Origin of the sequence: Pyxidicoccus caerfyrddinensis, assembly GCF_010894405.1 — a bacterium.
Taxonomy (GTDB): Bacteria; Myxococcota; Myxococcia; order Myxococcales; family Myxococcaceae; genus Myxococcus; species Myxococcus caerfyrddinensis.
The window spans coordinates 58832-81326 of record NZ_JAAIYA010000021.1 but is presented as its reverse complement, the minus strand read 5'-3'; the positions used below and the strand labels follow the sequence as shown (position 1 = coordinate 81326).

22 protein-coding genes are annotated in these 22495 nt (G+C 71.5%); 11 read left to right on the top strand and 11 right to left on the bottom strand.

Annotated features, from left to right (window positions below; genetic code table 11):
• Positions 1–157: 157 nt before the first annotated feature.
• The 7 genes from G4D86_RS37655 (at position 158) to G4D86_RS37625 (ending at position 7600) form a co-directional block, all read left to right on the top strand.
• Positions 158–355 (top strand): hypothetical protein, encoded by a 198-nt coding sequence (locus tag G4D86_RS37655; protein ID WP_163999119.1) that lies wholly within the window; start codon positions 158–160, stop codon positions 353–355.
• A gap of 287 nt (positions 356–642) precedes the next feature.
• Positions 643–1383 (top strand): cytochrome c oxidase subunit II, encoded by a 741-nt coding sequence (locus tag G4D86_RS37650; RefSeq protein ID WP_240360686.1) that lies wholly within the window; start codon positions 643–645, stop codon positions 1381–1383.
• The gene (locus G4D86_RS37645; RefSeq protein ID WP_163999117.1) at positions 1380–3134 is read left to right on the top strand and encodes a cytochrome c oxidase subunit I; all 1755 of its coding nucleotides are present in this window, start codon (positions 1380–1382) and stop codon (positions 3132–3134) included. Before G4D86_RS37650 ends, G4D86_RS37645 begins: the two co-directional genes overlap by 4 nt.
• Positions 3131–3703: a cytochrome c oxidase subunit 3 gene (locus G4D86_RS37640; RefSeq protein WP_163999116.1), complete on the top strand. Its 573-nt coding sequence runs from the start codon at positions 3131–3133 to the stop codon at positions 3701–3703. Before G4D86_RS37645 ends, G4D86_RS37640 begins: the two co-directional genes overlap by 4 nt.
• Positions 3700–4692 carry a c-type cytochrome gene (locus tag G4D86_RS37635; RefSeq protein WP_163999115.1) on the top strand — a complete coding sequence of 331 codons (993 nt, stop codon included), beginning with the start codon at positions 3700–3702 and terminating at the stop codon, positions 4690–4692. The genes G4D86_RS37640 and G4D86_RS37635 overlap by 4 nt, the downstream gene beginning before the upstream one ends.
• A 110-nt stretch (positions 4693–4802) precedes the next feature.
• Positions 4803–5915: a LysM peptidoglycan-binding domain-containing protein gene (locus G4D86_RS37630; RefSeq protein ID WP_163999114.1), complete on the top strand. Its 1113-nt coding sequence runs from the start codon at positions 4803–4805 to the stop codon at positions 5913–5915.
• A gap of 206 nt (positions 5916–6121) precedes the next feature.
• Complete coding sequence (locus tag G4D86_RS37625; RefSeq protein ID WP_240360685.1) at positions 6122–7600, top strand: hypothetical protein; 1479 nt, start codon at positions 6122–6124, stop codon at positions 7598–7600.
• A gap of 9 nt (positions 7601–7609) precedes the next feature.
• Here G4D86_RS37625 and G4D86_RS37620 read toward each other — a convergent pair whose 3' ends face one another.
• Together G4D86_RS37620 and G4D86_RS37615 are read right to left on the bottom strand one after the other, a co-directional pair.
• Positions 7610–8119: an arsinothricin resistance N-acetyltransferase ArsN1 family A gene (locus G4D86_RS37620; protein ID WP_163999113.1), complete on the bottom strand. Its 510-nt coding sequence runs from the start codon at positions 8117–8119 to the stop codon at positions 7610–7612.
• Positions 8116–8937 carry a hypothetical protein gene (locus tag G4D86_RS37615; RefSeq protein WP_163999112.1) on the bottom strand — a complete coding sequence of 274 codons (822 nt, stop codon included), beginning with the start codon at positions 8935–8937 and terminating at the stop codon, positions 8116–8118. The genes G4D86_RS37620 and G4D86_RS37615 overlap by 4 nt, the downstream gene beginning before the upstream one ends.
• A 162-nt stretch (positions 8938–9099) precedes the next feature.
• Between G4D86_RS37615 and G4D86_RS37610 the strand changes: the two genes are divergently transcribed.
• Complete coding sequence (locus G4D86_RS37610; protein ID WP_163999111.1) at positions 9100–9525, top strand: nuclear transport factor 2 family protein; 426 nt, start codon at positions 9100–9102, stop codon at positions 9523–9525.
• A gap of 45 nt (positions 9526–9570) precedes the next feature.
• Here G4D86_RS37610 and G4D86_RS37605 read toward each other — a convergent pair whose 3' ends face one another.
• Positions 9571–11373, bottom strand: coding sequence for a sensor histidine kinase (locus G4D86_RS37605; protein ID WP_163999110.1), 1803 nt, complete (start codon positions 11371–11373; stop codon positions 9571–9573).
• Positions 11374–11813: 440 nt separating this feature from the next.
• Here G4D86_RS37605 and G4D86_RS37600 point away from each other — a divergent pair, with 440 nt between their 5' ends.
• The 3 genes from G4D86_RS37600 to G4D86_RS37590 all read left to right on the top strand — a co-directional run bounded on the left by G4D86_RS37600 (position 11814) and on the right by G4D86_RS37590 (position 14093).
• Positions 11814–12611: a hypothetical protein gene (locus G4D86_RS37600; protein ID WP_163999109.1), complete on the top strand. Its 798-nt coding sequence runs from the start codon at positions 11814–11816 to the stop codon at positions 12609–12611.
• A gap of 64 nt (positions 12612–12675) precedes the next feature.
• Positions 12676–13254 (top strand): YceI family protein, encoded by a 579-nt coding sequence (locus G4D86_RS37595; RefSeq protein ID WP_163999108.1) that lies wholly within the window; start codon positions 12676–12678, stop codon positions 13252–13254.
• A complete protein-coding gene (locus G4D86_RS37590; protein ID WP_163999107.1) occupies positions 13251–14093 on the top strand; it encodes a QcrA and Rieske domain-containing protein in 843 nt (280 codons plus the stop codon). The genes G4D86_RS37595 and G4D86_RS37590 overlap by 4 nt, the downstream gene beginning before the upstream one ends.
• Positions 14094–14151: 58 nt before the next feature.
• Here the strand turns inward: G4D86_RS37590 and G4D86_RS37585 are convergent, their stop codons facing one another.
• The 8 genes from G4D86_RS37585 to G4D86_RS37550 all read right to left on the bottom strand — a co-directional run bounded on the left by G4D86_RS37585 (position 14152) and on the right by G4D86_RS37550 (position 22426).
• Positions 14152–15252 (bottom strand): CBS domain-containing protein, encoded by a 1101-nt coding sequence (locus G4D86_RS37585; RefSeq protein WP_163999106.1) that lies wholly within the window; start codon positions 15250–15252, stop codon positions 14152–14154.
• A 323-nt stretch (positions 15253–15575) separates the two neighbouring features.
• Positions 15576–15746, bottom strand: coding sequence for a hypothetical protein (locus G4D86_RS37580; RefSeq protein WP_163999105.1), 171 nt, complete (start codon positions 15744–15746; stop codon positions 15576–15578).
• A gap of 210 nt (positions 15747–15956) precedes the next feature.
• Positions 15957–16130: a hypothetical protein gene (locus G4D86_RS37575; RefSeq protein ID WP_163999104.1), complete on the bottom strand. Its 174-nt coding sequence runs from the start codon at positions 16128–16130 to the stop codon at positions 15957–15959.
• Between the two features lie 91 nt (positions 16131–16221).
• Complete coding sequence (locus G4D86_RS37570) at positions 16222–17346, bottom strand: ArsA family ATPase (RefSeq protein WP_163999103.1); 1125 nt, start codon at positions 17344–17346, stop codon at positions 16222–16224.
• Between the two features lie 100 nt (positions 17347–17446).
• Entirely contained in the window at positions 17447–18391 is a 945-nt protein-coding gene (locus G4D86_RS37565; protein ID WP_163999102.1) for an ArsA-related P-loop ATPase, read from the bottom strand.
• Between the two features lie 225 nt (positions 18392–18616).
• Positions 18617–19300 (bottom strand): hypothetical protein, encoded by a 684-nt coding sequence (locus tag G4D86_RS37560; RefSeq protein WP_163999101.1) that lies wholly within the window; start codon positions 19298–19300, stop codon positions 18617–18619.
• A gap of 425 nt (positions 19301–19725) precedes the next feature.
• Positions 19726–20007: a hypothetical protein gene (locus G4D86_RS37555; RefSeq protein ID WP_163999100.1), complete on the bottom strand. Its 282-nt coding sequence runs from the start codon at positions 20005–20007 to the stop codon at positions 19726–19728.
• 121 nt (positions 20008–20128) lie between these two features.
• A complete protein-coding gene (locus G4D86_RS37550) occupies positions 20129–22426 on the bottom strand; it encodes an RCC1 domain-containing protein (protein WP_163999099.1) in 2298 nt (765 codons plus the stop codon).
• Between the last annotated feature and the right edge of the window lie 69 nt (positions 22427–22495).

Here is a 22495-nt window from a genome sequence, read left to right as displayed (position 1 = left end):
CAGGCGGCGAAGCAGGGGGCGGGTGGAAGTCGCCGGTGTCTTGAGGGGACCGGGGCCGCGTGCTACCCGAGAGGGAGTGATGCCCGCCGAGTGCTCCACCTCCGGCAGTGACACGACACCCCACCTTCCATACGCGAAGGGCAGGGCGCCGTTCCCCATGATGGCTTCGCTCTTCGCGATGCTCCTGGGGGTGCTCCCGACGGATGTGCTCGCGTGTCCCTCCTGCACGCTGCGGGCACCTGAGTCCACGATGCGCTCGGCACTGTTATTGGGGGCACTGGTGCTCGCGCCGTTCCTGCTCGTGGGGGTCGGTGTCTGGGCCGCACGGCGGGCGATGCGCGAGGAGCGCCTGTGAAGGTGCTGCCCGCTGGCTCGAGCTCGGGCGCGCTGTTCGCGTCGGTGCCGCCGTCGTCGCCCCCACCCGCTCACGTCCCGGCCGTCGCTCCGGGTACTTCAACCACGGACACTCCGCGAGACGCCCTGGTCCCGGCCGTCGCTCCGGGCACTTCGACCACGGATGCTCCGCGCGACGCCCTGGTCCCGGCCGTCGCTCCGGGCACTTCGACCACGGATGCTCCGCGCGACGCCCTGGTCCCGGCCGTCGCTCCGGGCACTTCAACCACGGACACTCCGCGCGACGCCTTGACGCTCTCGCTCCCCGAGGACGCAAGCACGCACGGACACCGCATCGACGAGTTGCTCGCGTCGAGCCATCGCTTCGACGCGGTGCTCATCGCGGTGGCACTCGGGTGGTTGGTGCTGGCGGTCTGGCGATTCCACCAGGCTAAGCAGGCCGCATCCGACGGAGGAACGCGGCGCTCGCGAGCGTGGGTGCTGGGCCTGGCGCTCGGTGCGTTCGCTGTGGTGGATGGGTCGTTGCTGCTGGGCTCGGAGGGCTACCTGCGCGACGTGCTGTGGAACTTCCACGTGCCCGCAGAGGACCCGCGCACGGTGCGCATCGAAATCAACGCGCACCAGTGGTCCTGGGAAGCGCGGTACGCCGGAGCGGACGGCCGCTTCGGCACTCCCGATGATGTGGTGACGTGGAACGACCTGCGCGTCCCGGTGGGTGCTCCCGTCTGGGTGCAGCTCGTGTCCACGGACGTGGTGCATGGCTTCTCGCTGCCGCACTTCCGCGTGAAGCTGGATGCGATTCCGGGCCGGGTGAACCAGACCTGGTTCCAGGCCGCTCGCGAGGGTGCGTGGGAGGCGGCCTGCTACCAGCACTGCGGCACCAGCCACTACCGGATGCGCGGCGTGCTCACGGCCATGTCTCCGGAGTCCTACGCCACCTGGCTGCGCGAGGCGGGCAAGCAGGCCACGCAGGCGTACGACGCGGAGGACCTCGCGGCCCACTGGGGCTGGGAGTGGAAGGCGCCATGAGCCTCTTCTCCTCGGACCACAAGGCCGTGGCGCGGCGGTACCTGTGGAGCGGGTTGGGCTTCCTGTTGCTCGGAGGACTGCTCGCGCTGCTCATCCGCTGGCAGTGGGCATATCCGGGACAGCCGGTGCCCGGGCTGGCGTGGGCGCTCCCCGAGTCGCGCGGCGCGCTGACTCCGCCGGCATACACGGCCGTGTTCACCATGCACGGCCTCATCATGATTTTCTTCGCGGTGACACCGCTGCTCTTCGGGGCGCTGGGTCACTTCGTCCTGCCGCTGTCCATTGGCGCGCGAGGCCTCGCGTTCCCCCGGCTGTCGGTGGTGGGCTTCTGGCTCTACGCGCTCGGCGGAGCGCTGGTGCTGGGCTCGTTCGCGGTGCGGCTCGGCCCGGCGAGCGCGGGGTGGACGTCATATCCGCCGCTGTCGACGCCGGCCTTCACTCCGGGCCTGGGGCAGACGCTGGTGACGGTGGCCGTGCTGTGCGCGGGGGCATCCGCGTTCCTCTACGGGCTCAACTTCATCGTCACCGTGGTGCGGTGCCGCGCGCCCGGGATGACATGGGGCAGGCTGTCGCTGACGGTGTGGGGGCTGTTCTTCGCCTCGGTGCTGAACGTGCTGTTCGTGCCGGTGCTGGCGGCGGCCACGGCGCTGCTGCTCATGGACCGGCTGCTGGGCACGCAGTTCTTCATCGCGGGTGCGGCGGCGGTGGGCGGAGGCGGCGACCCGGTGGTGTACCAGCACCTCTTCTGGCTGTTCGGCCACCCGGAGGTCTACATCCTGATTCTCCCCGCGTGGGGGATGGTGGGTGACTTCGTGGCCTTCTTCAGCCGCAAGCCCGCGCACGGCTACCGGCTGACGGCGGGGGCCATGGGCACGGTGACGGCGCTGAGCGGGCTCGTGTACGCGCACCACCTGTTCACGAGCGGGATGTCGCCGCTGCTCGGGCGCACGTTCATGGTGCTGACGCTGCTCATCTCCCTGCCCGCGGAGGTGATGTACCTCAACTGGCTGATGACGCTGTGGAGGGGCAGCGTGCGGCTGACGTCGCCGATGCTCGCGGCGCTGTCCACGATGATTGTGTTCGGCCTGGGCGGCATCACGGGCCTGTCGCTGGGCGCGGTGGCCACGGACGTGCCGCTGCACGGGACGCTGTGGGTGGTGGGCCACTTCCACCTGACGATGGGCGCGGCGAGCTTCCTCGCCGTCTTCGCGGGCCTCTACTTCTGGTTCCCGAAGATGTTCGGGCGGGCGCTGCACGAGGGGCTCGCGAAGGCGCACGTGCTGTCGAGCGCGGTGCTGTTCCTCGGCGTGTTCGGCGGGCAGCTCGCGGCGGGCTACGCGGGCCAATTGCGGCGGCTGTATGACCCGTACCAGTACACGTACCTGAAGCACCTGCTGCCGCTGAACCAGTGGACGTCGGCGTGCGCGTTCCTGCTCGGCGCGGCGCAGGTGTTGTTCATCGTGAACCTCGTCTGGACGTTGGCGAGGGGCAGGGCCGTGGGCGCGAACCCGTGGAAGGTGGGGACGCTCGAGTGGACATGTGCCCCGAGCCCGCCGCCCGCGTGGAACTATGACCCCGTGCCCGAGGTCCTGCGGGGGCCGCATGCGCTGTCCCAACCCGAGGTGCTCGCGCAGCTGGGCCGTGACTGGATGGGTCAGGCGGAGCCGATGCCGGACGCCGCCGAGACGGAGCCGGGCCCGGTGGACGCGGAGGAACCGGGCCGCGTGTCCACGTCGGGAGGTGCCGCGTGAGGGCCAGGGTGTCCATGCGCGCGCCGCACGAGGAAGAGGCGTCGCGGGAGGATGTGGCGACGCGGTGGCTCGGCACGGTGCTGGGGCTCGCGGCGTGGACGATGTTCTTCGTCTCGCTGACCTTCGCGGTCGGCTGGTACCGGATGCGCGAGCCGTGGCCGCCGCTGCCCATCTCCACGTGGCTGCTCGCGCTGCCAGGCCTGCCGCTCATCCTGGGAAGCGCGGTGCTCGCACGTCGTCGCGACGACGCGCGGCGAGTCCTGCGCAGCCTCAAGGTGGCGCTGGTGCTGGGCGCGGCCTTCGTCGCCATGCAGGCGGCGTGGACGCACCTCGCCTGGTGGAATCACCACCTGCGCATCCCCGATGACGGCGTGCCCGCCTCTGCCTTCTACGGACTCACGGCGCTGCATGGGCTGCACGTTCTCGCCGTCCTCGCGGGCGCGTTGTTCTCCGCCGTGCGCCTCAAGCGGGGCGCGGACGTGCGGGACGCCGTGCGGCGTCAGGCGCTTGGCTGGCACTTCGTTTCGGTGATGTGGCTGCTCCTCTTCCTGGCGGTGTACCTCCCATGAAGATTCACGCTCCTCGCGTCTGCCTCGCGGCACTGCTGCTCACCGTGGCTGCCTGTCGCTCGAAGCCCGCGCCCACCTTCGAGCCGCTGAAGCTCGCCGACGGACGCACCGTGCCCGCACAGACGTTGTCGCGCGGGCACGCGGTCTACACGCACTACTGCGCGTCCTGTCACGGCGAGCAGGGCGACGGACAGGGCCCGTCGGGACGGGGGATGCGGCCGGTGCCCCGCAGCTTCCGCCAGGGCCTCTTCAAGTTCGGCGGAGTCGCCGCGGGAGAGTTGCCCACCGACGACGCGCTGAAGCGCACGCTGCGCCGGGGGCTGCACGGCACTCCGATGTTCGCGTGGGACGTGCCCGAGTCCGACCTGGACGCCGTGGTGCAGTACCTCAAGACCTTCAGCCCGCGCTGGAAGGACGAAGCGCCGGGGCAGCCGCTCATGCCCACTCCGGACCCGTGGAAGGGACGCGAGTCGGAGGCCGTGGAGCGCGGCAGGGTCGCGTACCACGTGGCGGGCTCGGGGAACGCGGGCTGCGCGAGCTGCCATGTGGCGTACCTGCCTCGCGCGGAACTGGCCGTGCTGATGGAGAAGGCGCTGGGCCGCAAGGTGGACCTGTCCCGGATGGACCCGTACACCGCGCAGCCCAGGGACTCCGAGCACCCGGTAGCGGTCGACGCCCAGGGCGAGCCCACGCAGACGGCGAAGCTGCTGCCGCCGGACTTCCTCTTCCACCCGCTGCGCACCGTCTGGCAGGAGGGCGACACGGTGGAAGGCACCCCCTACACGGCCGAGCGGCAGCGCGAGGACCTCTACCGCGTCATCGCCGCGGGCGTGGGCGGCGCGGCCATGCCCACGTGGAAGGGCGCCATTCCCGAGGAGAACCTCTGGGCGCTCGCGTACTACGTCCAGACGCTGGTCCGCGTGAGGGACACCGACGAGGCCCGCGCCCTCAAGGAGCGCCTCCGCGCCTCCACCGTGCCCGTGCAGTGAGAGCGGACTGATTCGAGAATCAAATAACTTCGGCCCGGACGAAACACTTTCTCATCCCCGCCGAAAATGTGGGCACGGTTCATCTCTCCTCCCCCCAGGAGCCCTTCCTCGTGACGACCTACTCCGTTCGCAGCGGCGACACCCTCGGTGCCCTGGCCCGACGCTTCAACACGTCGACTGACAAGCTGGCGAAGGCCAACGGCATCTCCAACCCGAACAAGATCTTCGTCGGCCAGAAGCTGGTGGTGGACGGGTTCGACGCGCCCCGCGCCACGAGCAAGGGCTCGGGTGGCTCCAGCTACACGGTGAAGTCCGGCGACACGCTGAGTGGAATCGCGGGCCGGCACGGAACGACGGTGGGTGCGCTGCAGAAGGCGAACAACATCTCCAACCCGAACCTCATCCGCGTGGGCCAGAAGCTCACGATTCCGGGCAGCGGCGGCGCCGCCGCGCCGAGCAAGCCGTCCTCCGGCGGTGGTGGCTCGTACACGGTGAAGTCCGGTGACACGCTGAGCGGCATCGCCGGCCGGTACGGCACGTCCGTGAGCGCGCTGCAGAAGGCGAACAACATCTCCAACCCGAACCTCATCCGCGTGGGCCAGAAGCTCACGATTCCGGGCGGGGGCGCGGCGCCGGGCAAGCCGTCGAACCCGCCGCCGGTGGGTGGGGTGAACGGGCCGAAGCCGGCGCCGGGCGGCTCGGCCGGCGTGACGGTGGCGCAGCTGCGCGGGGTGATGCCGAACCTGTCGGAGGCGAAGGCCAAGCAGTACCTGCCCTACCTGAACCAGGCGATGGCCGAGGCGAACATCACCACGCCCCAGCGCAAGGAGATGTTCCTGGCGCAGCTCGCGCACGAGAGCGGCGAGCTCCGCTACATGGAGGAGATTGCCTCGGGCGCGGCGTACGAGGGCCGCAAGGACCTGGGCAACACGCAGCCGGGCGACGGCAAGCGCTACAAGGGCCGCGGCCCCATCCAGCTCACCGGCCGCGCCAACTACCGCGCCGCAGGCAAGGCGCTGGGCATCGACCTGGAAGGCCACCCCGAGCGCGCCAAGGACCCGGACGTCGCCTTCCGCATCGCCGGTTGGTACTGGCAGTCGCGCAACCTCAACAGCTACGCGGACCAGGGCAACTTCCGCGAGGTCACCCGCCGCATCAACGGCGGCTACAACGGCATGGCCAGCCGCGAGGCCTACTACCACCGCGCGCAGAACGTGTTCTGAGCCGCTCCCCCGACATGACGCGGCAGTGACGCGAGGACCGTGGGCCGGTAGGGCCGCGGTCCTCGTCGTGTTTCGCCCGGGTCTCGCGCGGGAGACGGAGGCATCCCGCGAATGCGATGCCCCGCCGCACCTCGGGCCTGATCTCAGGCACCTGGGACTGGTGCGCCCGCTGCAATGGGCAGGTCGTTCCCCACAGGAGCGCGCCCATGTCCCGTATCGACCCGTCCAGCAGCACCCCCGTCCCCATCGACACTCCCACGGAGCCCGGCCCTTCGCCGGCCCCGTCACGCTCGAAGGACACGCCGACCCCCGCCGCTCGCAACGAGGTGCGCGCCTATGACGGGCCCTCCGCCCGCGCACCCCGGGGCCCGGCCTCGCAGCCGGCACCGGCCTCTTCCGGCCCGGCCATCTCCGCGGGAGAGCTCACGCTACGGGGCGGCAGGCTGGGGCCTCCGCCCGCGTCCTCGTCCTCCGCCGAGGTGCCGGCCAATATGTACTCGGACGTCCGCTCGCACCTGACGCGCAACCTCGTCGACTGGCGCGTCAGTGGGTGCGACGTGAAGGCGGTGCACACGGCGCTGGGGACGCTGCAGCCGGGGGCCTACCGCGCGGCACTGGAGCGGATGGAGCGCGACGGTCTGCTGGGCGAGTACGTGAAGGCGCAGGACCCGGCCACACGGACGGCCTTCCTGGAGCAGGCCGAGTCCAAGGGCATGCTCGAGCGCCGCAAGGGCACGGCGCCCGCGGGTCCGCTGGGCTACCCGGCCGAGCCGGACTTCTTCCGCAACGACGCGAAGCTGCCGGAGTCCATGCGCGGCGCGGTGAACGAGCACGCCATGGACGTGGGCTCCGCCTTCTACCGGGCCCACACCGAGTACCTCGGCCGCTATGTGGACGCCGTCAACGGAGCGAAGAGTCTCCGGGCGCTGCGGGCGCTCGGGCCGCCCCAGCAGGCGCAGCTCAAGGACAACGTCCTCGGCATCGGCCGGAAGGACCCGGCGGGAGAGGCGTACGCGGCGCAGTGGCGGCGCGCGCTCGGGCCGCCGGACTCGGTGAACCGCGCGTACCAGACGGTCAACGCCCGGATGCGCGAGCTGACCGACGAGCGGCCCGGAGGCAGCATCCAGCTCCATGGCAAGGGCTCGCTCACGTCCCACGGCGTCAAGCTGAGCGACGAAGTGCAGGTCGACACCCGGGGCAAGGTCGGCATGAAGGAGGAGGCCGGGGTGGTGCTGAGCGGCGGACCCCTGGAGGTCGAGCTGACGCAGAGCCGCTCCGGAGAGAAGAACGCGGAGACGACGCTGGACCTGGGCCTGCTGAAGCTCAGCGTGGACTCGGAGGGGACGAAGAAGGTGGAGCTGGGCGCGGGCAAGGCCGCCAGTGTGTACGTGACGCTCAACGAGAAGAAGGCGGAGCTCGGCGGCGGTGTCATCGCGGAGCTCGAGGCCGGCGACAAGAAGCTGGAGGGCGAGACGGGCTTCAACATGAAGGCCCTGGCGGCCGACCGGGTGCGCGAGTCCTTCGACAAGGACCACCGTGGCCTCTTCGACCTCCCGCGCGAGCTGGAGGCCGGGACGTCCTGGGATGCCCTCACCGAGAAGCAGCGCGCGGCCTACGGGAAGCAGGACTGGACCCGCGAGGAGTGGACGCAGACGCTGGCCCGCGAGCAGCGCAAGCCCCGGTAGCACGCACCCTCAGCGGACGTTCGCGGGCAGCAGCTTCTCCACCACGACGATGTCCTGCCACACGCCCTCCATGGGGGCGTGCTTCTCATGCATGCCCACCTCGCGGAAGCCGAGGCTCGCGAGCAGGGCGCGGCTGCGCGTGTTGGTGGCGAAGACGCGCGAGGTGAGCTTGTGGAAGCCGGCGGCCTCGACGGCCTCCAGCAGCGCCTCCATGGCGAGCCGTCCGGCCCCCAAGCCCCGCGCCTCCGGGGCGACGTAGACGCTGAAGTCGGCGATGCCCGCGTAGCACTCGCGCGGGCTGTACGCGCCGCTGGAGGCGAAGGCGACGACGCGGCCCTCGTCCTCCACCACGATGACGGGGTGGCGTCCTCCCAGCCAGCCAGAGATGTCCTCGGGCGTGCGCGGCCGGGTCTCGAAGGTGGAGCGGCGCTCGGCGATGCCGGCGTTGTAGATGTTCGCGATGGCCGCGCAGTCCTCGCGCGTGGCGGCCCGGGTGCGCAGGCCGGTGCGGCGGCTCATGACGGCTCCGTCGGAGGCGGAGGCGTCGTCGTCGCGAGGGCGGGAGCCTCGTCCCCGGGCTCGGACTTCGCGCGCATCTGGTACGCGGCCAGCAGGGGCAGGTACCAGGGAATCATCAGCAGGAGCAGCAGTCCGCCGGAAGATGACCGCAGGGACTCGAGCCCGCTGAAGGCCAGCCACGCCAGCCCCTGGAGCGTCATGCCCCGGGCCCCCAGGGAGCGCAGGCCCTTCGACTCCGCCATCTGCCCGAAGAGGGCCAGCAGCGGCGGGCCGACCACCAGGCCCAGCCGAACCAGCTGGAACATCTCCAAGCTCGAGCTGCTGTAGATGCTCGACGAGGAGAGCAACATCGCCAGGAAGACCTGTACGACCAGGGCCAGCAGCGTGAGGATGACGCCCACCGTCGAGCCGCCCTCCCGCGCGTCCCGCTTGCGCCCTCCGGTCTGCTGCCGCACGGCCTCCAGCACCTCCGGGTGCACCTCCAGCGCGTACGGGTAGCCCAGCTCCAGCAGGGCCTCCAGCGCCGCGACGCGCACCGTCTTCCCGTTGCTCCCCGTCCTGTCCCGCGCCTCCTCGGGCAGGTCCATCAGCGCCAGCAGCAGGTCGGCCCGTGCGCGCGGCGTCTCGTCGGGGGCGGGCGGCCGGGCAATCGCCGCGAGGAGCGCATCCACCTCGGCCTGGATGACGCCGGGCGAGCCCATCGCCTCCTTCAAGTCGGACAGGGACTGCGCAGGAGCCCAGGGCGCCAGCGAGGCCTCTTCCGACGAGGAGGAGGAGGCGGCGGCCAGCGAGGCGGAGCGGGTTCGGGAGGAGGCCATGGTGGGCGGGGACGCGGGTGGACAGTCTACCGCCAGGGCGCGCGGCTGGTGCTCGCTGCCGTCGGCCGGGGGGTAGGGGAGCAGGCCCGGGAAGGGGCAGGGCCTGACCCGCATGTGCACCCTTACCCCGGGTAGCCCCTTTCACGACGAGCGAGGAAGCGCATGGCGATGGAGCGAGCGCAGCGGTTCGTGGACGCGCTGTTGAAGCTGGAGGAGCACGGCGACGTGGATGGCCTCGTCTCCCTCTTCAGCGACGACGCACAGGTGAGCAACGCGGCCTCTGCCCGGGTCTTCTCCGGGCCGGACGGAGCCCGGCGGTTCTGGAAGGAATACAAGGGCACGTTGGCCCAGGTGAGGTCCACCTTCCGGAACATGATTGAGGCGGGGGACCGCGTGGCCCTCGAGTGGGAAACGCAGGGCACCGCGCACAACGGCTCGGCCGTTTCGTACGAGGGCGTGTCCATCATCGAGTGGGACGGGGACCGCATCCGCCGGTTCTACGCGTACTTCGACCCGTATGCGCTCGGCCAGGAGCTGTCGCAGAACACCGGGCCCCGCTCGCAGGTGCCTGACACCACCCCCGCGTAGGCTCCTCCGACTCCCCACCGTCCGCACCGGACGGCGTGAGACACGTCACGTCGGCGCCGGCTCGCGGGGCAGCTCCACGGTGACGGTGGTGCCCACGCCGGGCGCGCTCTCCAGGTGGATGCGCCCGCCGTGGGCCTCCACCACCTGCCGGGAGAACCACAGCCCCAGCCCGAAGCCGCCGTAGTGGCGCAGCGGCACCGCGCGACCGAAGCGCTGGAAGAGGTGGGCCTGCTGCTCGGGAGGAATCCCGATGCCACGGTCCCTCACCACCAGCCGCGCGAAGTCCTCCGGCGCGGCCGTCACCTCCAGCTCCACCGGCTGGCCCTGGCCGTACTTCAGCGCGTTGGACACCAGGTGCGTCACCACGCCGTCCACGCGCGCGCGGTCCCACCGGCCGGGCAGGGCCGCGGGGGCGTGCAGGTGGACGGCGGTGCCCGCGCGCACCATCTCGTGGTCGAAGCGGCCCAGCACCTCGCGGCACAGCTCCACCAGGTCCACCGGCTCGGGGTCCAGGTGCAGGCGGCCCTCGGACAGGCGGGACACCTCCAGCAGCTCGCGCACCAGCCGGCCCAGCCGGTCCACCTGCTGCACCGCGGCCGAGGCGCGCGTGCGCACGTCCTCGTCCCGTGGGCCCCGCTGCAGGCGCGCGAGCTGGAGCTTGAGGGACGTCAGCGGCGTGTTCAGCTCGTGGCTGGCGATGGCGAGGAAGTCGTCGCGCAGCTGCAAGGCCTGCTGCGTCTGGTGGAAGAGGTGCGCGTTCTGCACCGCCGCGGTGGCGCGCCGGGCCAGCTCCAGGGCCAGCGCCAGGTCCTCCTCCGTGTGGTGGCGGCCGGACAGCGAGTGGCCCAGCGTCAGCGAGCCCAGCACGCCCTCCGGCGTCGCCAGCGGCACGGAGAGCCACGAGCACGGCGCCAGCGCCCGCGGCAGCGCGTGCTGCGAGTCGGCACCCTCTCCCCACGTGGCGTCCACGTGCGGGAAGAACGTGGGCTGCCCGGAGTCGAGCGCCCAGATGGAAGGCGCCGCGGGCGCGGACGGCTGCCAGCGGCTGGCGGCGAGCAGCGCGGCGGACTCGGGAGTCACCGCGTGGAAGGTGCGGCGCACCTCCTGGTCCGGCCCGCGCACGTCGATGATGCAGAAGTCGCCCAGTGCGGGCACCAGCGCCAGGGCCACACCGCGCAGGCTCTGCCCCGTGTCCAGCGAGGTGGCCAGCGTGGCGGTGGCGTGCTGGAGCAGTCCGGCGCGCTCGGCCTGGCGGCGCTCGGCGGCGAGCAGCCGGGCCCGCTCCAGCGCCATGGCGGCCTGCTGCGCCAGCATGTCCATGAAGGCGCGCTCCTCGGCGTCGAAGCCGCGCGACTCCAGCCAGGTGAGCGCGAGCACGCCCACCACGCGCCCTCGCGCCAACAGCGGCAGGGACGCGGAGGAGTAGTCCCCGGCGTAGACGGTGCGGACGAGGGCCGCCATCTCGGGGGACTCCGCCGCCGACAGGGACGGGCCTGCCTGCCAGACGGGAGCGCCGGTGCGCGCCGCCTCGGTCACCGGCATGCGCGCCGTCAGCGGCACGCGGGCCAGGGCGGGCAGCACGGCGCGCTCGTACCGCACGGTGTGCGCGAGCTCCAGCGTGGTGCCCGCCGCGTCCAGCAGGAAGAGGATGCCGGCGTCCGCGGGCAGCGCGCGCACGGCCTCCTCCACCACTGCGCGCGCCACGTCGTCCGAAGTGAGCGCGCCGGAGAGCGCGAGCGTGAGGGCCTGGAGGCCCTGCATGCGCGTGGTGGCCAGCTCCGCCCGGGCGCGAGCGCGGCGCTCGTGGGTCGGGAACTCCAGCAGCGTGCCCTGCCAGCGCTTCTCCATATCCGGTGCCCACCGCGCATGGGGCGCGTGGACGGGGACAACCAAAACGCATCCGGAGCCGAATTGCCGGCCCCGGACGCGACGACTGTCCTGCGCACGTCAGTCCTCGGCCGCCAGTGAACAGACCACGGAGGTGGGGTGCGGGCGCGCGGGCCCGCTGTGCGACAGATGTTCGTGACTCGCATGCGGCTTCCGTCCCGCGCGGCGGAGCGCTACCGTCGCTCGACGCCGTCCCGGAGCAGTCAAGCCGGGCTTCACTGGCAGGAAGGTCATGCGCCGGTCCCACGAAGCCGCCCCTCCGGCGGCCCCGTCCATTGCGTTCCGTTTCCGACACCCCCCTGCCCCGCAGGGACGCGGTAGCCTGCGGGACGGTGAGGGATGGGGATGACCTGCCCGCCTCGAACCCGGATGCCTGCCTCGCGCTCACACGGAAACAACTGATGACCCGCCTCATCGTCTTCGCCGTCATCCTGTCCCTGTCGTCCTCCTCCACCGCCTGGGCCCAGCGGAGCACCGCGCCCACGAAGAAGACGCAATACTCCAAGAAGAAGCCCGCGAAGCGCACGAAGGCCGCGCCGGCTCCCACGCCTGCGCCCTCTGCTTCGGACGAGGAGCAGGCCGCGCCCACGCCCATGGAGGCCGAGCCGAAGCCCGCCCAGCCCGCGCAGGACGCGCCCAGGCAGCCGCAGGAGCCGCAGTCCACGCCGCCGTCCGCGGGGGACTCCTCGTCGATGGACTTCGACCTGCTGGGGGGCGAGGAGTCGGCCTCGGCCGCGAAGGTGGACCCGGAGCTGGAGAGGAAAATCAGCCGGCGCCGCACCATGCTCAAGCTGCACCAGGGGCTGGGCTTCGCGCTGACGGCGAGCCTGCTCACCACCACGGTGGTGGGGCAGCTCCAGTTCAACGACTCGTTCCGGGGCGGCGGGGATGACCGCAACCTGCTGGGGCTGCACCGGGGCCTGGCCATCGGCACCTCGGCGCTCTTCGCCTCCGTGGGCCTGCTGGGCTTGCTGGCGCCCGAGCCCTACGAGAAGAAGTTCCAGTGGGACACCATCACCATCCACAAGCTGCTGATGTCCGTGGCCACCGTGGGGATGATTGCCCAGGTGGTGCTGGGCATCATGTCCACGCACCACTACGGCCGGCTGTCCGAGCGGGACTACGCCATGGCACACCAGGTGGTCGGCTACACGACGCTGGGTGCGGTGTCGGCGGGTGTCGTCACCCTGTTCTTCTGAATCTTTTCGCGCCGCCGCCGTTCGGCTTCGCAAGGCCCTGAATCGAAGGTTCCTGGAGGTTGACGTGATTGCTCGACGACTTGCCCTGCTTGCCACCCTGCTGCTCGCGCTGCCCGCCGCCGCGCAGGTCCCGGCGAAGATGTACTCGGTGAAGAAGGACGCCAGCTCGCTCTCCTACAAGCTGATTCACAAGCTGCACGAGGTGGTGGGCAAGGCGAAGCCCAGCGTCGGCATGGCCGTCCTCAAGCCGGACGGGACGCTGCAGGTGCAGGTGCGCGCCAACGTGAAGGACTTCGACTCGGAGAACTCCAACCGCGACGCGCACATGCAGGAGGTGACGGAGGCGGCGAAGTTCCCCCTCATCGAGTTCAAGGGCAAGGCCAGCGGCGTGACGGCGCCCACGAGCTTCCCGGCCACGGTGCCGGTGACCCTCAAGGGCCAGCTCACCTTCCACGGCGTGACCCAGGACGTGAGCGTGCCGATGAAGGTGACGTTCACCTCCGACAAGGAGGCCACCGCCGAGGGCGCCTTCGACATCAGCCTGGAGTCGTACAAAATCGAGCGTCCGTCGCTGCTGATGGTGAAGGTGGACGACAAGCTGATCCTGGAGCCGAAGCTGGTTTTCGTGGTGGAGGGTAAGTGAGCACGTCGCGTCGAGGGTTTCTCAAGGGAGTGCTGGGCACGGGTGCGGCGGGCGCGGCGTCCGTCGCGTTGCCGGGGTGCGCGCCGGACATCAACCCCGCGCCGGTGACGGACGTGACGGCGAGCGCCGCCGGCACGGTGGACCTGCTGGTGACGCGCTACCCGGACCTGGAGCCGGTGGGCGGCGCGCTCACGCTGCGCGTGCCGGGACAGCCGACACCGCTGCTCCTGGCGCACACGAAGAACGACGGCGGGTCCGACGACTTCTCCACGGTGTCGTCCATCTGCACGCACGTGGGCTGCCCGCTCGGCTTCGACGGCAAGGACGTGGTGTGTCCGTGCCACCTGTCGAAGTTCAACCCCCGGGACGGCTCGGTGCTCCAGCGGCCGGCCACGACACCCCTGCGCTCGTTCAAGACGACCTACAACCCGGGCACCCGCGTGGTGAGCGTCAACGTGCTGGGCGGTGACACCAGCTTCCCGTCGGTGGTGAATGGACAGCTGACGCTGCCGTTCAGCCAGTTCCCAGACCTGCGTAACAACGGTAGCTCGGTAACGGGAGTGCCCTCCGGCTACGGCCTGCGCATCTTCGTCTTCCGGCTGGAGGACGGGACGCTGTCGGCGGTGGACTCCACCTGCACGCACCAGCAATGCGAGGTGGAGTTCAACGCGGCCGGGGCTGACCTCGTCTGCCCCTGCCATGACTCGGCTTTCAGCCGGCAGGGGGAGATGGTTCGCGGCCACCTCGAGCCGAACGGGACCCGCCTGCCGAACCCGCCCCTCAAGAAGTTCACGGTGTCCGAGACGGCCGACGCCGTCATCGTCAGCGGCGTGCGGTGAGTTTCGCGCGGGACGGAGAGGGGCCTTCGAGGGCCCCTTCCCACCGCGTGTGCGCGCGCTAGCCGAGCCGGTTCCAGAAGGAGCGCTTGGACGAGACGCGGTCCAGCGCCTCCTGCAATTCCTCGTCGTAGTCGGCGCGGTTGGCGATGTCGCCCATGGAGATGATGCCGACGACGCGGTCGTCTCGCTCCACCACGGGGATGCGGCGAATCTGCTTGCGGCCCATCAGGGCGATGACGGCGTGGATGTTGTCGCCGGGCGTGACGGCCTCCACGTCGTCCGTCATCACGTCCGAGACGCGGAGCTGGTCCGGTGACTTGCCGCCGGTGAAGCCGCGCACCACCAGGTCCCTGTCGGTGACGATGCCCACCAGCGCGCCATGCGCGTCGACCACGGGGACGACGCCGCAGTCCTCGTCCTTCATGATTTGAGCGACGTCGCGCGCGGGGCTGTCGAGCCGCGCGGTGCGCACGCCGCGCGTCATCACCTCGCGCGCGGTGAGCGGCTCGCGCTGCCAGCGTTGGCGCCCGGTGCCCGTCTCCGCACGGACGGTGGGGCCGGGCGGGTAGGCCCGGCCGCGGTCCTCGCGGAGGCGGTCCTCCATGCGATGGCGCTCCTCGCGGTAGCGCTCCCCGCCGCGCGGGCCGCCCTCGTGGTAGCGCGAGCGCTCGTCGCGGTACGGCTCCGCGCGGGGGCCCTGCGCCTCATGGGGCTCCTCGGCGCCGTAGCCGTAGCGGTTCCACGGACGGTAGTCCGCGCGCTGCGGAGGCAGTTCATTCTCCAGCATGCCCATGTCGCGCCGGTCGCCGCGGCCGGTGGCGCTGCGGCCGTCGCGGTTGTCGCGGCCGTAGGGGCCGGTGCCGTATTCGGTGCCCTCCCAGCCGGCGTCGCGGTCCTCCATGCGCCGGAGGTCGGTGCCGCTGTCGTCCACGTTGGTGCGGGTCTGGGCCATGCGCAGCGACGCGGCGCGGTGGAAGCGGCCCTGGCGCGCGGCGGGCTGCTCGTCGCGGGCGGGATTCCACCCGGTGAGGTCGGACTCACCGCGCTCGCGCGAGCCGGGCGGGGCCACGTCGGCGCTCCGCGGCGTGCCGGACTCCGGCGGTGGAGAGCGCTGCGCGCGGTTGTCGTCCTTGCCGTTGTCCAGGGTTCTCTGGGCCATGCGATTGCCTCCGGCGACGTCGGGTTGGGGCGCGAAGGGTGGAGACGTCCCCGGATTTGACCAAGGGGCCCGGCCTCCAACCCCGGAGGCACTGTCCTGTCCCGGGCGGGGGGAGGTGCCAGTCGCTCGCGAGCGGACACCGGGCGTGCCGCGTGGCCGACACTGGCGCGTGGCACTGCGCTCAAAAAGACGAAGCGCGTGCTCCCCGGCTGGGAAGCACGCGCCTCGTTCACGCCTGGCTGGACGGGTGAAGACACCCCTGTCTCGTCAGCGCTTTCCCCCGAAGGCGAAGACGGCCCGGCCCGCCCCGTGCGTGGCCGGAATCAGTCCACCACGCAGCAGCCGTCGTCGGCCTCCTCGCAGCACGCGAGGGTGGTGTTCGGAGGCATCGGCTTCTGGGGCTCACACGTCTCGGTGGAGCCCTCGCCGCCACGAACGCGGGCCAGGTCCTTCACGAACAGCTCCTTGATGGTCTTCGTCTTGGTGGTCTTCATGGTGTGCTCCCCTCGTCGGGTGGTGGGTGCCGGCCGACCGCGTGTTGCAGTCATCGGCGGCTTGAAACAGATACGTTTCAAGCCGATTTTTCCGGTCGTTTCACTCCACCCGCACGGGCGCGGTGAGACACCGTGTATGGGTGAGACACGAAAAAGCGCGTGCCCTCGAGCGAGGACACGCGCTGGTTCAGCCACCGCGAGAGCCGGGGCTCAGCAGCAGTTGTCGTGGGCCTCTTCGCAGCAGGCCTGCGTGGTGGGCGGGGCGCTACACGTCTGCGCCTCGGGGTTGGTCGAGGTGGTGGGCGTCGTGCCCTCGCCACCGCGAACGCGAGCCAGGTCCTTCACGAACAGCTCCTTGATGGACTTCACCTTGGTGGTCTTCATCGTGCGGCTCCTGTGAGGGGGGAAAACCGGTCGCCGATTCGACCGGCAATACAGAGCGTAGACACTTGAGACGAGCGCGGAAAGGAGGGCGTCATCCCACCGCCAGCGCATCGCCCAATCGTACGAGCCCGCTGAACTCTTCCAGCTCCGCACCTGCATCCGGCGCGGCAACGGCGATGGCGCCGGTGGGAAGCTGCTCGGTGAGACGGGCGAGCAGGGCGCGGTGGGACTCGGCGCGCGCGTGCTCCGTGGCGGCGAGGCGGGACAGCGCGGCCACGCCGTGCTCCGCGTGGGTGTCTTCGCCCACGTATTCCAGCAGGGCCTCCGGATGCGCGAGTGCGTCATCCCGCGCCCAGCTGCGGTTGAGCACGTAGCCGGCGAAGGGCAGGCCGCGCTCCACGAGTGTGTCGCGGAAGAAGGCGGCCTCACGCAGCGCGTTGGACTCGGGGGACGTCACGAGCAGGAAGGCCGCCTCCGGAGAGGCCAGCCGGGCGCGCAGCCGCTCCGTGTGCAGGCGGATGCCGCCGAGCAGTCCACCGAAGGCGCCGACGAAGCCGCGCATCTCCCGCGTGAAGCCCGCGCCGAACACGCCATCCAGCACGCGGCCCACCAGCACCTGCGCGCCCTTCCACAGCCGCGCACCCCGCGCCGGTTCCTCCGGGCCGAAGAGGGAGACGATGCGCTCGTCGAGGAAGCGCGACAGGCGCCCGGGGGCGTCGAGGAAGTCCAGCGCGTGCCGGCTCGGGGGCGTGTCGAGGACGATGAGCTCGTAGCGGTCATCGTGGAGGAAGCCGTCGAGCGCCTCGGTGGCGGCGTATTCCTGCACGCCGGCGACCAGCTCGGAGAGGAAGCGGTAGATGCGGTGCTCGAGGATGGCGCGCGCCGCTTCGGGCGAGGGCGCGAGGCGGTGAATCATCCGCTCGAAGACGACGCCCGGCTCCAGCATCCACACGTCCAGCCGGCCCGGCCCGGGAGCGCCGTCCGCGAAGAGGCGCTCGGTGGGGACGGTGGTGGGCTCGGGGCCATTCTCCGGCAGGCCCATGGCCTCGGCGAGGCGGCGCGCGGGGTCGATGGTGAGCACCAGCACGCGGCGCCCGGCGCGCGCGGCGGCGACGCCGAGGGCCGCGGCGGTGGTGGTCTTCCCCACGCCTCCCGCGCCGCACAGCACCAGCACGCGCTTGTCGCGGAGCAGCCGGTGCATGGTGAGGGCGCTCATGGAGTGGACTCCCGCGCGAACGCGCCAGCGCCCGGGCGCTGGCGCACGGCGCGGCCCGGTGTGCCATTCCGGGAGGAGCCGTGGCGCTGGTCCGTTGCTCTCATGGTGTTGCCTCCCGCGCCACGTCTCCGGCGGTCGGCGAAGTGAAGACGTCCGCGAGGCGCTCCACCAACTCCGCGCCGCTGGTAGGCAGCTCCGGCAGGGTGAGCAGCGGCACGCGCAGTCCCGCGGCCAGCCGGGCATGAGCGGTCCGTGCGCGCTCCAGCCGCCCGAGCGCACGCGTCCCCTGGTGCGGCCCATGCGCCGCCAGCAGCCGCTGGAGCGCGGCGTGCGACTCGGGTGTGAAGGGGTCCTCGGGCATGCGGTTGAGGACGGCGGCGGCCAGCGGCAACCCCAGCTGCTCCAGCTCCGAGGCCAGGGTGAGGGCCTCGCTCACGGGCAGCGGCTCCGGGAGGCTCGCGAGGAGGACGGCGGTGCGGGCCGGGTCCTGGAGGAAGTCGAGCCCCTCGCGCACGGAGCGGCCGATGGGCCCGCCCGGCATCAGCGCCAGCACCGTGCGCGGCAGCGAGGCAATCGCCAGCGCATGGCCGGTGGCGGGCAGGTCGATGATGGACAGCGGGTACTCGAAGCGCCCATCCGGCAGGGTGCGCCGCACCAGCGCGAGCAGCTGGTACAGCAGCCCCATCTCCCGCAGCGCCGGGCCCGCCTCCAGGAAGCGGCGCAGGGCGCGGGAGCGCAGCGCGGCGTCCGCCAGCCAGCGCAGGGGCAGGGTGTCCTGGAGGAAGTTCCGGTGTCCCTCCGACGCGGCCAGCCGCACGAAGCGCAGCCCTGGCCGCACCTGCGTCACCTGGGAGCCCGTGTCCTTCGCGCCCACCAGCGTGCCGAGCGCGGAGGGGCCGCCCTCGTCCGGAGCCATCTCCACCAGCAGCACGGAGTGCCCGGCGCGCGCGGCGGCCACCGCGAGCGCCGCCGCCAGCGTGGTCTTCCCCACGCCCCCCTTGCCCGATACGAGCAGGGCGCGCTTGTCCCACAGTGCTCCGAGCACCGGTCACCGTCCTGTCGCGCGCCAGAGGGCGCCGTCAGCTCACAGTGAGGAAGGTGGTGCGCCGAGACAACCGCCGCCCCCGCGCGCCGTCCGCTGGCGCGCAGTCGCCCGGATGCCCGGCAGGCCGCCTGCGAGAACCGATGCGAGAAGACGCTGCCGCACGCACGCCAGGTCCTGCAACTCCTGGCGGGGCAGCATCATGTATTTGAAACTGGATTGCGGTGCTCAGTGCACGGACCAGCGCTCGGCGATTTCCTCGCAGGCGAGCACCACGTCGCTCAGCCGGCGGATGTGGGCACGGGGCGCGGTGAAGATGGTGCCAGCGAACACATCCACCACCTGGATGAGCCGGTGGTCACACGGGCCGAGCTGGCACAGGTGCTGCTCGGCGAAGCGCTGGAGCATGGTGCCGATGTACTGGCCGGATTTCTCGTCGAGCGGGGTGTGCTTGGCGAAGTAGAGCTTCATCAGCCCCACGCGCGCGTTGCCGTGTTTGTCCATGCGCTGGAGCACCACCTCCGGCCGCACGCTGATGGTGACGCCCGCCATCTCCAGCACGGGCGGCTCGGCGCCCACCGCGCTGACGATGGTCTCATTCAAGTCCAGCCACGGCACCAGGTCGGCGAAGCGCTCGAGCGCCTCCGAGCACAGGTGCAGGCGCTGGGCCTCGAACTCCGTCTGCGGCACGCTGCACGCGAAGCGGCGCTGGTGGTCTCGGAGGATGGACAGGTCCAGCCCGCGACAGAGGAAGTCGGTAATCGCGTGCGACGCCTCGGGATAGCGGAGGTACTGCTGCTCCGGCGGGTGCTTCTGGTCGTAGATGATGCGCTTTCGGCGCGCGGGCGTCGCGGTGAGGTACTCACCCAGCTTGTTCACAGACACGCGCGGCAGCTCACGGATTTCCGCCATGGATTGCTCCCCCTGGGTGCTGTCGATTGGGTTCACAGTACAGAAGGGGTCTGACATTCATGAGACAGCGTGAGTGCTTGAAAACACGGGGGAGACGGGCCGCGTAGGTCGCGGTTGGGAGACCTGACTTCGCGAGGCGGGCGGGGCCCGGCGGCCGCGAGCAGGGGCTCGGCTCCCGGGGCGGAGCGTGGGGCGCGGCGGGCTCGCGAGGCGGACTCCCAGAGGGAAACCCGGCGTCGGGTCCAGGGGCTTCCGGGCTCGGGGTTCAGGGGGAGGCAGAGGACTCGGGAGGTCTTCGCGTGAGTCCGCGCGGTACTGGGGGCGGATCAGCGTCGGACGAGCGTGGGTGGGAGAGACCTCGAGACGTGGGGCAGGCGGGCGCTCCCGGGCTTTCGCCGCGCGTGGAGCGCCCGCCGGGTGAGGACTCAGTCTTCGGGTTTACGGTCCGGGTATGCGGACCAGTAGACGTCCGGCAGCGGGTTGGTGCCGGCGTCGCTGCGCGGGCCGTCGCCGTCGGGTATCTCGTCGAGGATGGCGCCCGGCGTGCGCTCGGTCGGGTCGATGGTGTGCGCGTGTTTGTCCTGCTCGTGCTCCTCGTCGGGGGGCGGGGTCCGCTGCTCCTCCTCCCCGTGCCGGGGACTCGTCTCGCGCCCGTAGTAGTCCTCCGAGGGCTGGATGCCTGGCTGCTTCTTGTCGCGCTCGGCCATGATGAAGACCTCCGTCACCCTACGGTCGTGACTGGGAATGAAAGCCGCAATGGGGCCCGTGGTCCTGCCGTGACGCCAGGAGGGCAGGCGGGCGGGCGGCGGCCGGGACGGGGTGCGAGCACTACGGGGACGGACGTGTGAGCGGGACGTCGCCCACGCGGGTGAGCGGCTCGTCATCACCCAGGTGCCGCGTGTGGCCGTACCCGAGCTGTCCGGAGGTATTGGCGCCCCAGCAGCGCGCACCGCCCGTGCTCAGGAGCACGCAGGTGTGGTGAGCGCCCGTCGCCATCCGCCACGCAGTGGCGTCCCCCAGGTCCACGGAGGCGACGGGCGGGGCGTACAGCGTGTTCCGGTGCCCCTGCCCGAGCTGGCCGTAGGCGTTGTCTCCCCAGCACGTCACGGCGCCCGTGCTCAGCAGGGCGCAGGTGTGGCGGCTTCCCGCGCTCACCTGAAGCGCGATGGCCGAGGGGGAGCCGAGGTCCACGTCGCGCGCGTCGGAGGCGCGCGGCACGGGCCAGGTGCCCCCATGTCCGAGCTGTCCCTCCAGGCCGCTGCCCCAGCAGCGCACGGCGCCGCGCTTCGACAGCGCGCACGTGTGCAGGGCGCCGGCGGTGAGCATCGACACGGGCTCGCCGAGCTCCACGAAGCCCGCCGAGTCAGGCAGCTCATCGTCGCCGATGTTGCGGGTATGCCCCAGGCCGAGCGCGCCATGGGCCCCGTCGCCCCAGCAGCGCACGCGTCCGTCCGTGAGCAGCGCGCACGTGTGGTGCCAGCCCGCGACGAGGTCCTGCACGGCGCCACCGAGGCTGACCTCGCCCGCCTCCCAGGGCTGCTCATCGTCACCGACGCTTCGGGTGTGCCCATGGCCGAGCTGTCCCACGTTGTTGCGGCCCCAGCAGCGCACGTGTCCCGTGTCCAGCAGCGCGCAGGTATGCGACTCACCGGCGGCGAGCTTCACCGCGCTGCCGCCGAGGTTGACGAAGCCCTGACTGGTGATGGGCTCATCGTCGCCCACGGGGTGGGTGTGGCCGTAGCCGAGCTGGCCGGAGGTGTTGTCGCCCCAGCAGCGCACCCAGCCGGAGTCGAGCAGTGCGCAGGTGTGGTGGCCTCCCAGGGCGAGCTGGACGGCCTTGCCTCGCAGGGGCACGTCGCCCGCGGTGTAGGGCGGCTCGTCGTCGCCCACGGCGAGGGTGTTGCCGTAGCCGAGCTGGCCGGAGGTGTTGTCGCCCCAGCAGCGCACGGCGCCGTGGGCGAAGAGCGCGCAGGTGTGGCTCGCTCCGGTGTGCAGGCTGCTCAGCAGATAGGGGAACACCAGCTCGTCGGGGAACTGGTTGGGAGCGAGCCGGTACTCGAGCGTGGTGGTGCCGCCGTCCACGTCGGTGACGGCGAGCTTCAGCCGGCCGCGCAGGGCAGGGGTGTACGGCCGCAGCGTGGTGGGGTTGGTCTGGTGCGAGAAGGAGGGGCGGGGCGCGTCGTCGCCCTCGGGCTCGAAGCTCCAGGCGTAGGTGAGGCGGTCCTCGGGTGTGTCATCGGTGACGGTGGCGGTGAAGGCGACGTCGCCGGTGATGGTCTGCCGCCGGCCGTCGAGCGCATGGATGACAGGGTTGAAGAGCGCGGTGACGGTGGTCTCCTTCACGCCGTCCGTGGGGCCCCGGGGCTTCACCTTCGTCGTGAAGGTGGCGGTGACGGAATGGCCTGACGCGCTGGTGACCTTCACCGTGTGCACGAAGTCTGTCTTCACGGCGACGTCGGGTGGGACGTACCGGCTGACGAAGGTTCCAGCGGCGCCGAGCAGGGTGAGTGTGCCGTTGGCGGGCAGGAAGACGCCGCTGTCGGGCGCGGCGTCGGCGGTGATGGACCAGGTGAGGCGCTCGCCGGGAGCGGCCTCGACGGAGACGCTGATGTTGCCGCCGTCGTGACCGGAGTGGATTTCCGGGGGAAGGCTGATGCGCTTGATGCGGGGAATGGGATTGGGAGCGTCCGCCTTGGAAGCGGCGAGCCCGATGATGACCTGCTCGGAATCCGTGGTGAGTCGCTGGTCGGTGGAGCCGCTGAAGAGCATCGAGCCGTCGGAGTGGTACGCGCGGGCGAAGAAGGTCAGCGCCTCGCCGCGCGGCAGGGAGGCGAGGGCGCCGGACCAGTCTCCGGCGGTGGCGGTGAGCTCGACGCCGTTGAGCAGGGGCGTGTCGGTGTGGCCCTGCTCGAGGACGTCGACCTGGAGGCGGGAGACCTCGAGGGCGGTGGCGGCCGGGGTGCGCGTGAGGGGCTCGTCGATGTGGATGGCGAAGCGGGCCTCGGCGGCCCGCGAGGGTGGCAGGGGTGAGCTGTCCTGCCGGGTGCAGGCGAGGAGGAGCGACAGGGACAGCAGGGCGCCGGGCACGCGCCGGGCCCACGTCCGGAGCTGGGACCGCCTGTTCATGCGGAGTTCCTGGGGGACTGAGGGCGTGGGGCTCGTGCGAGAGGGAAGGGCCGGGGACGGTGCCCCTGC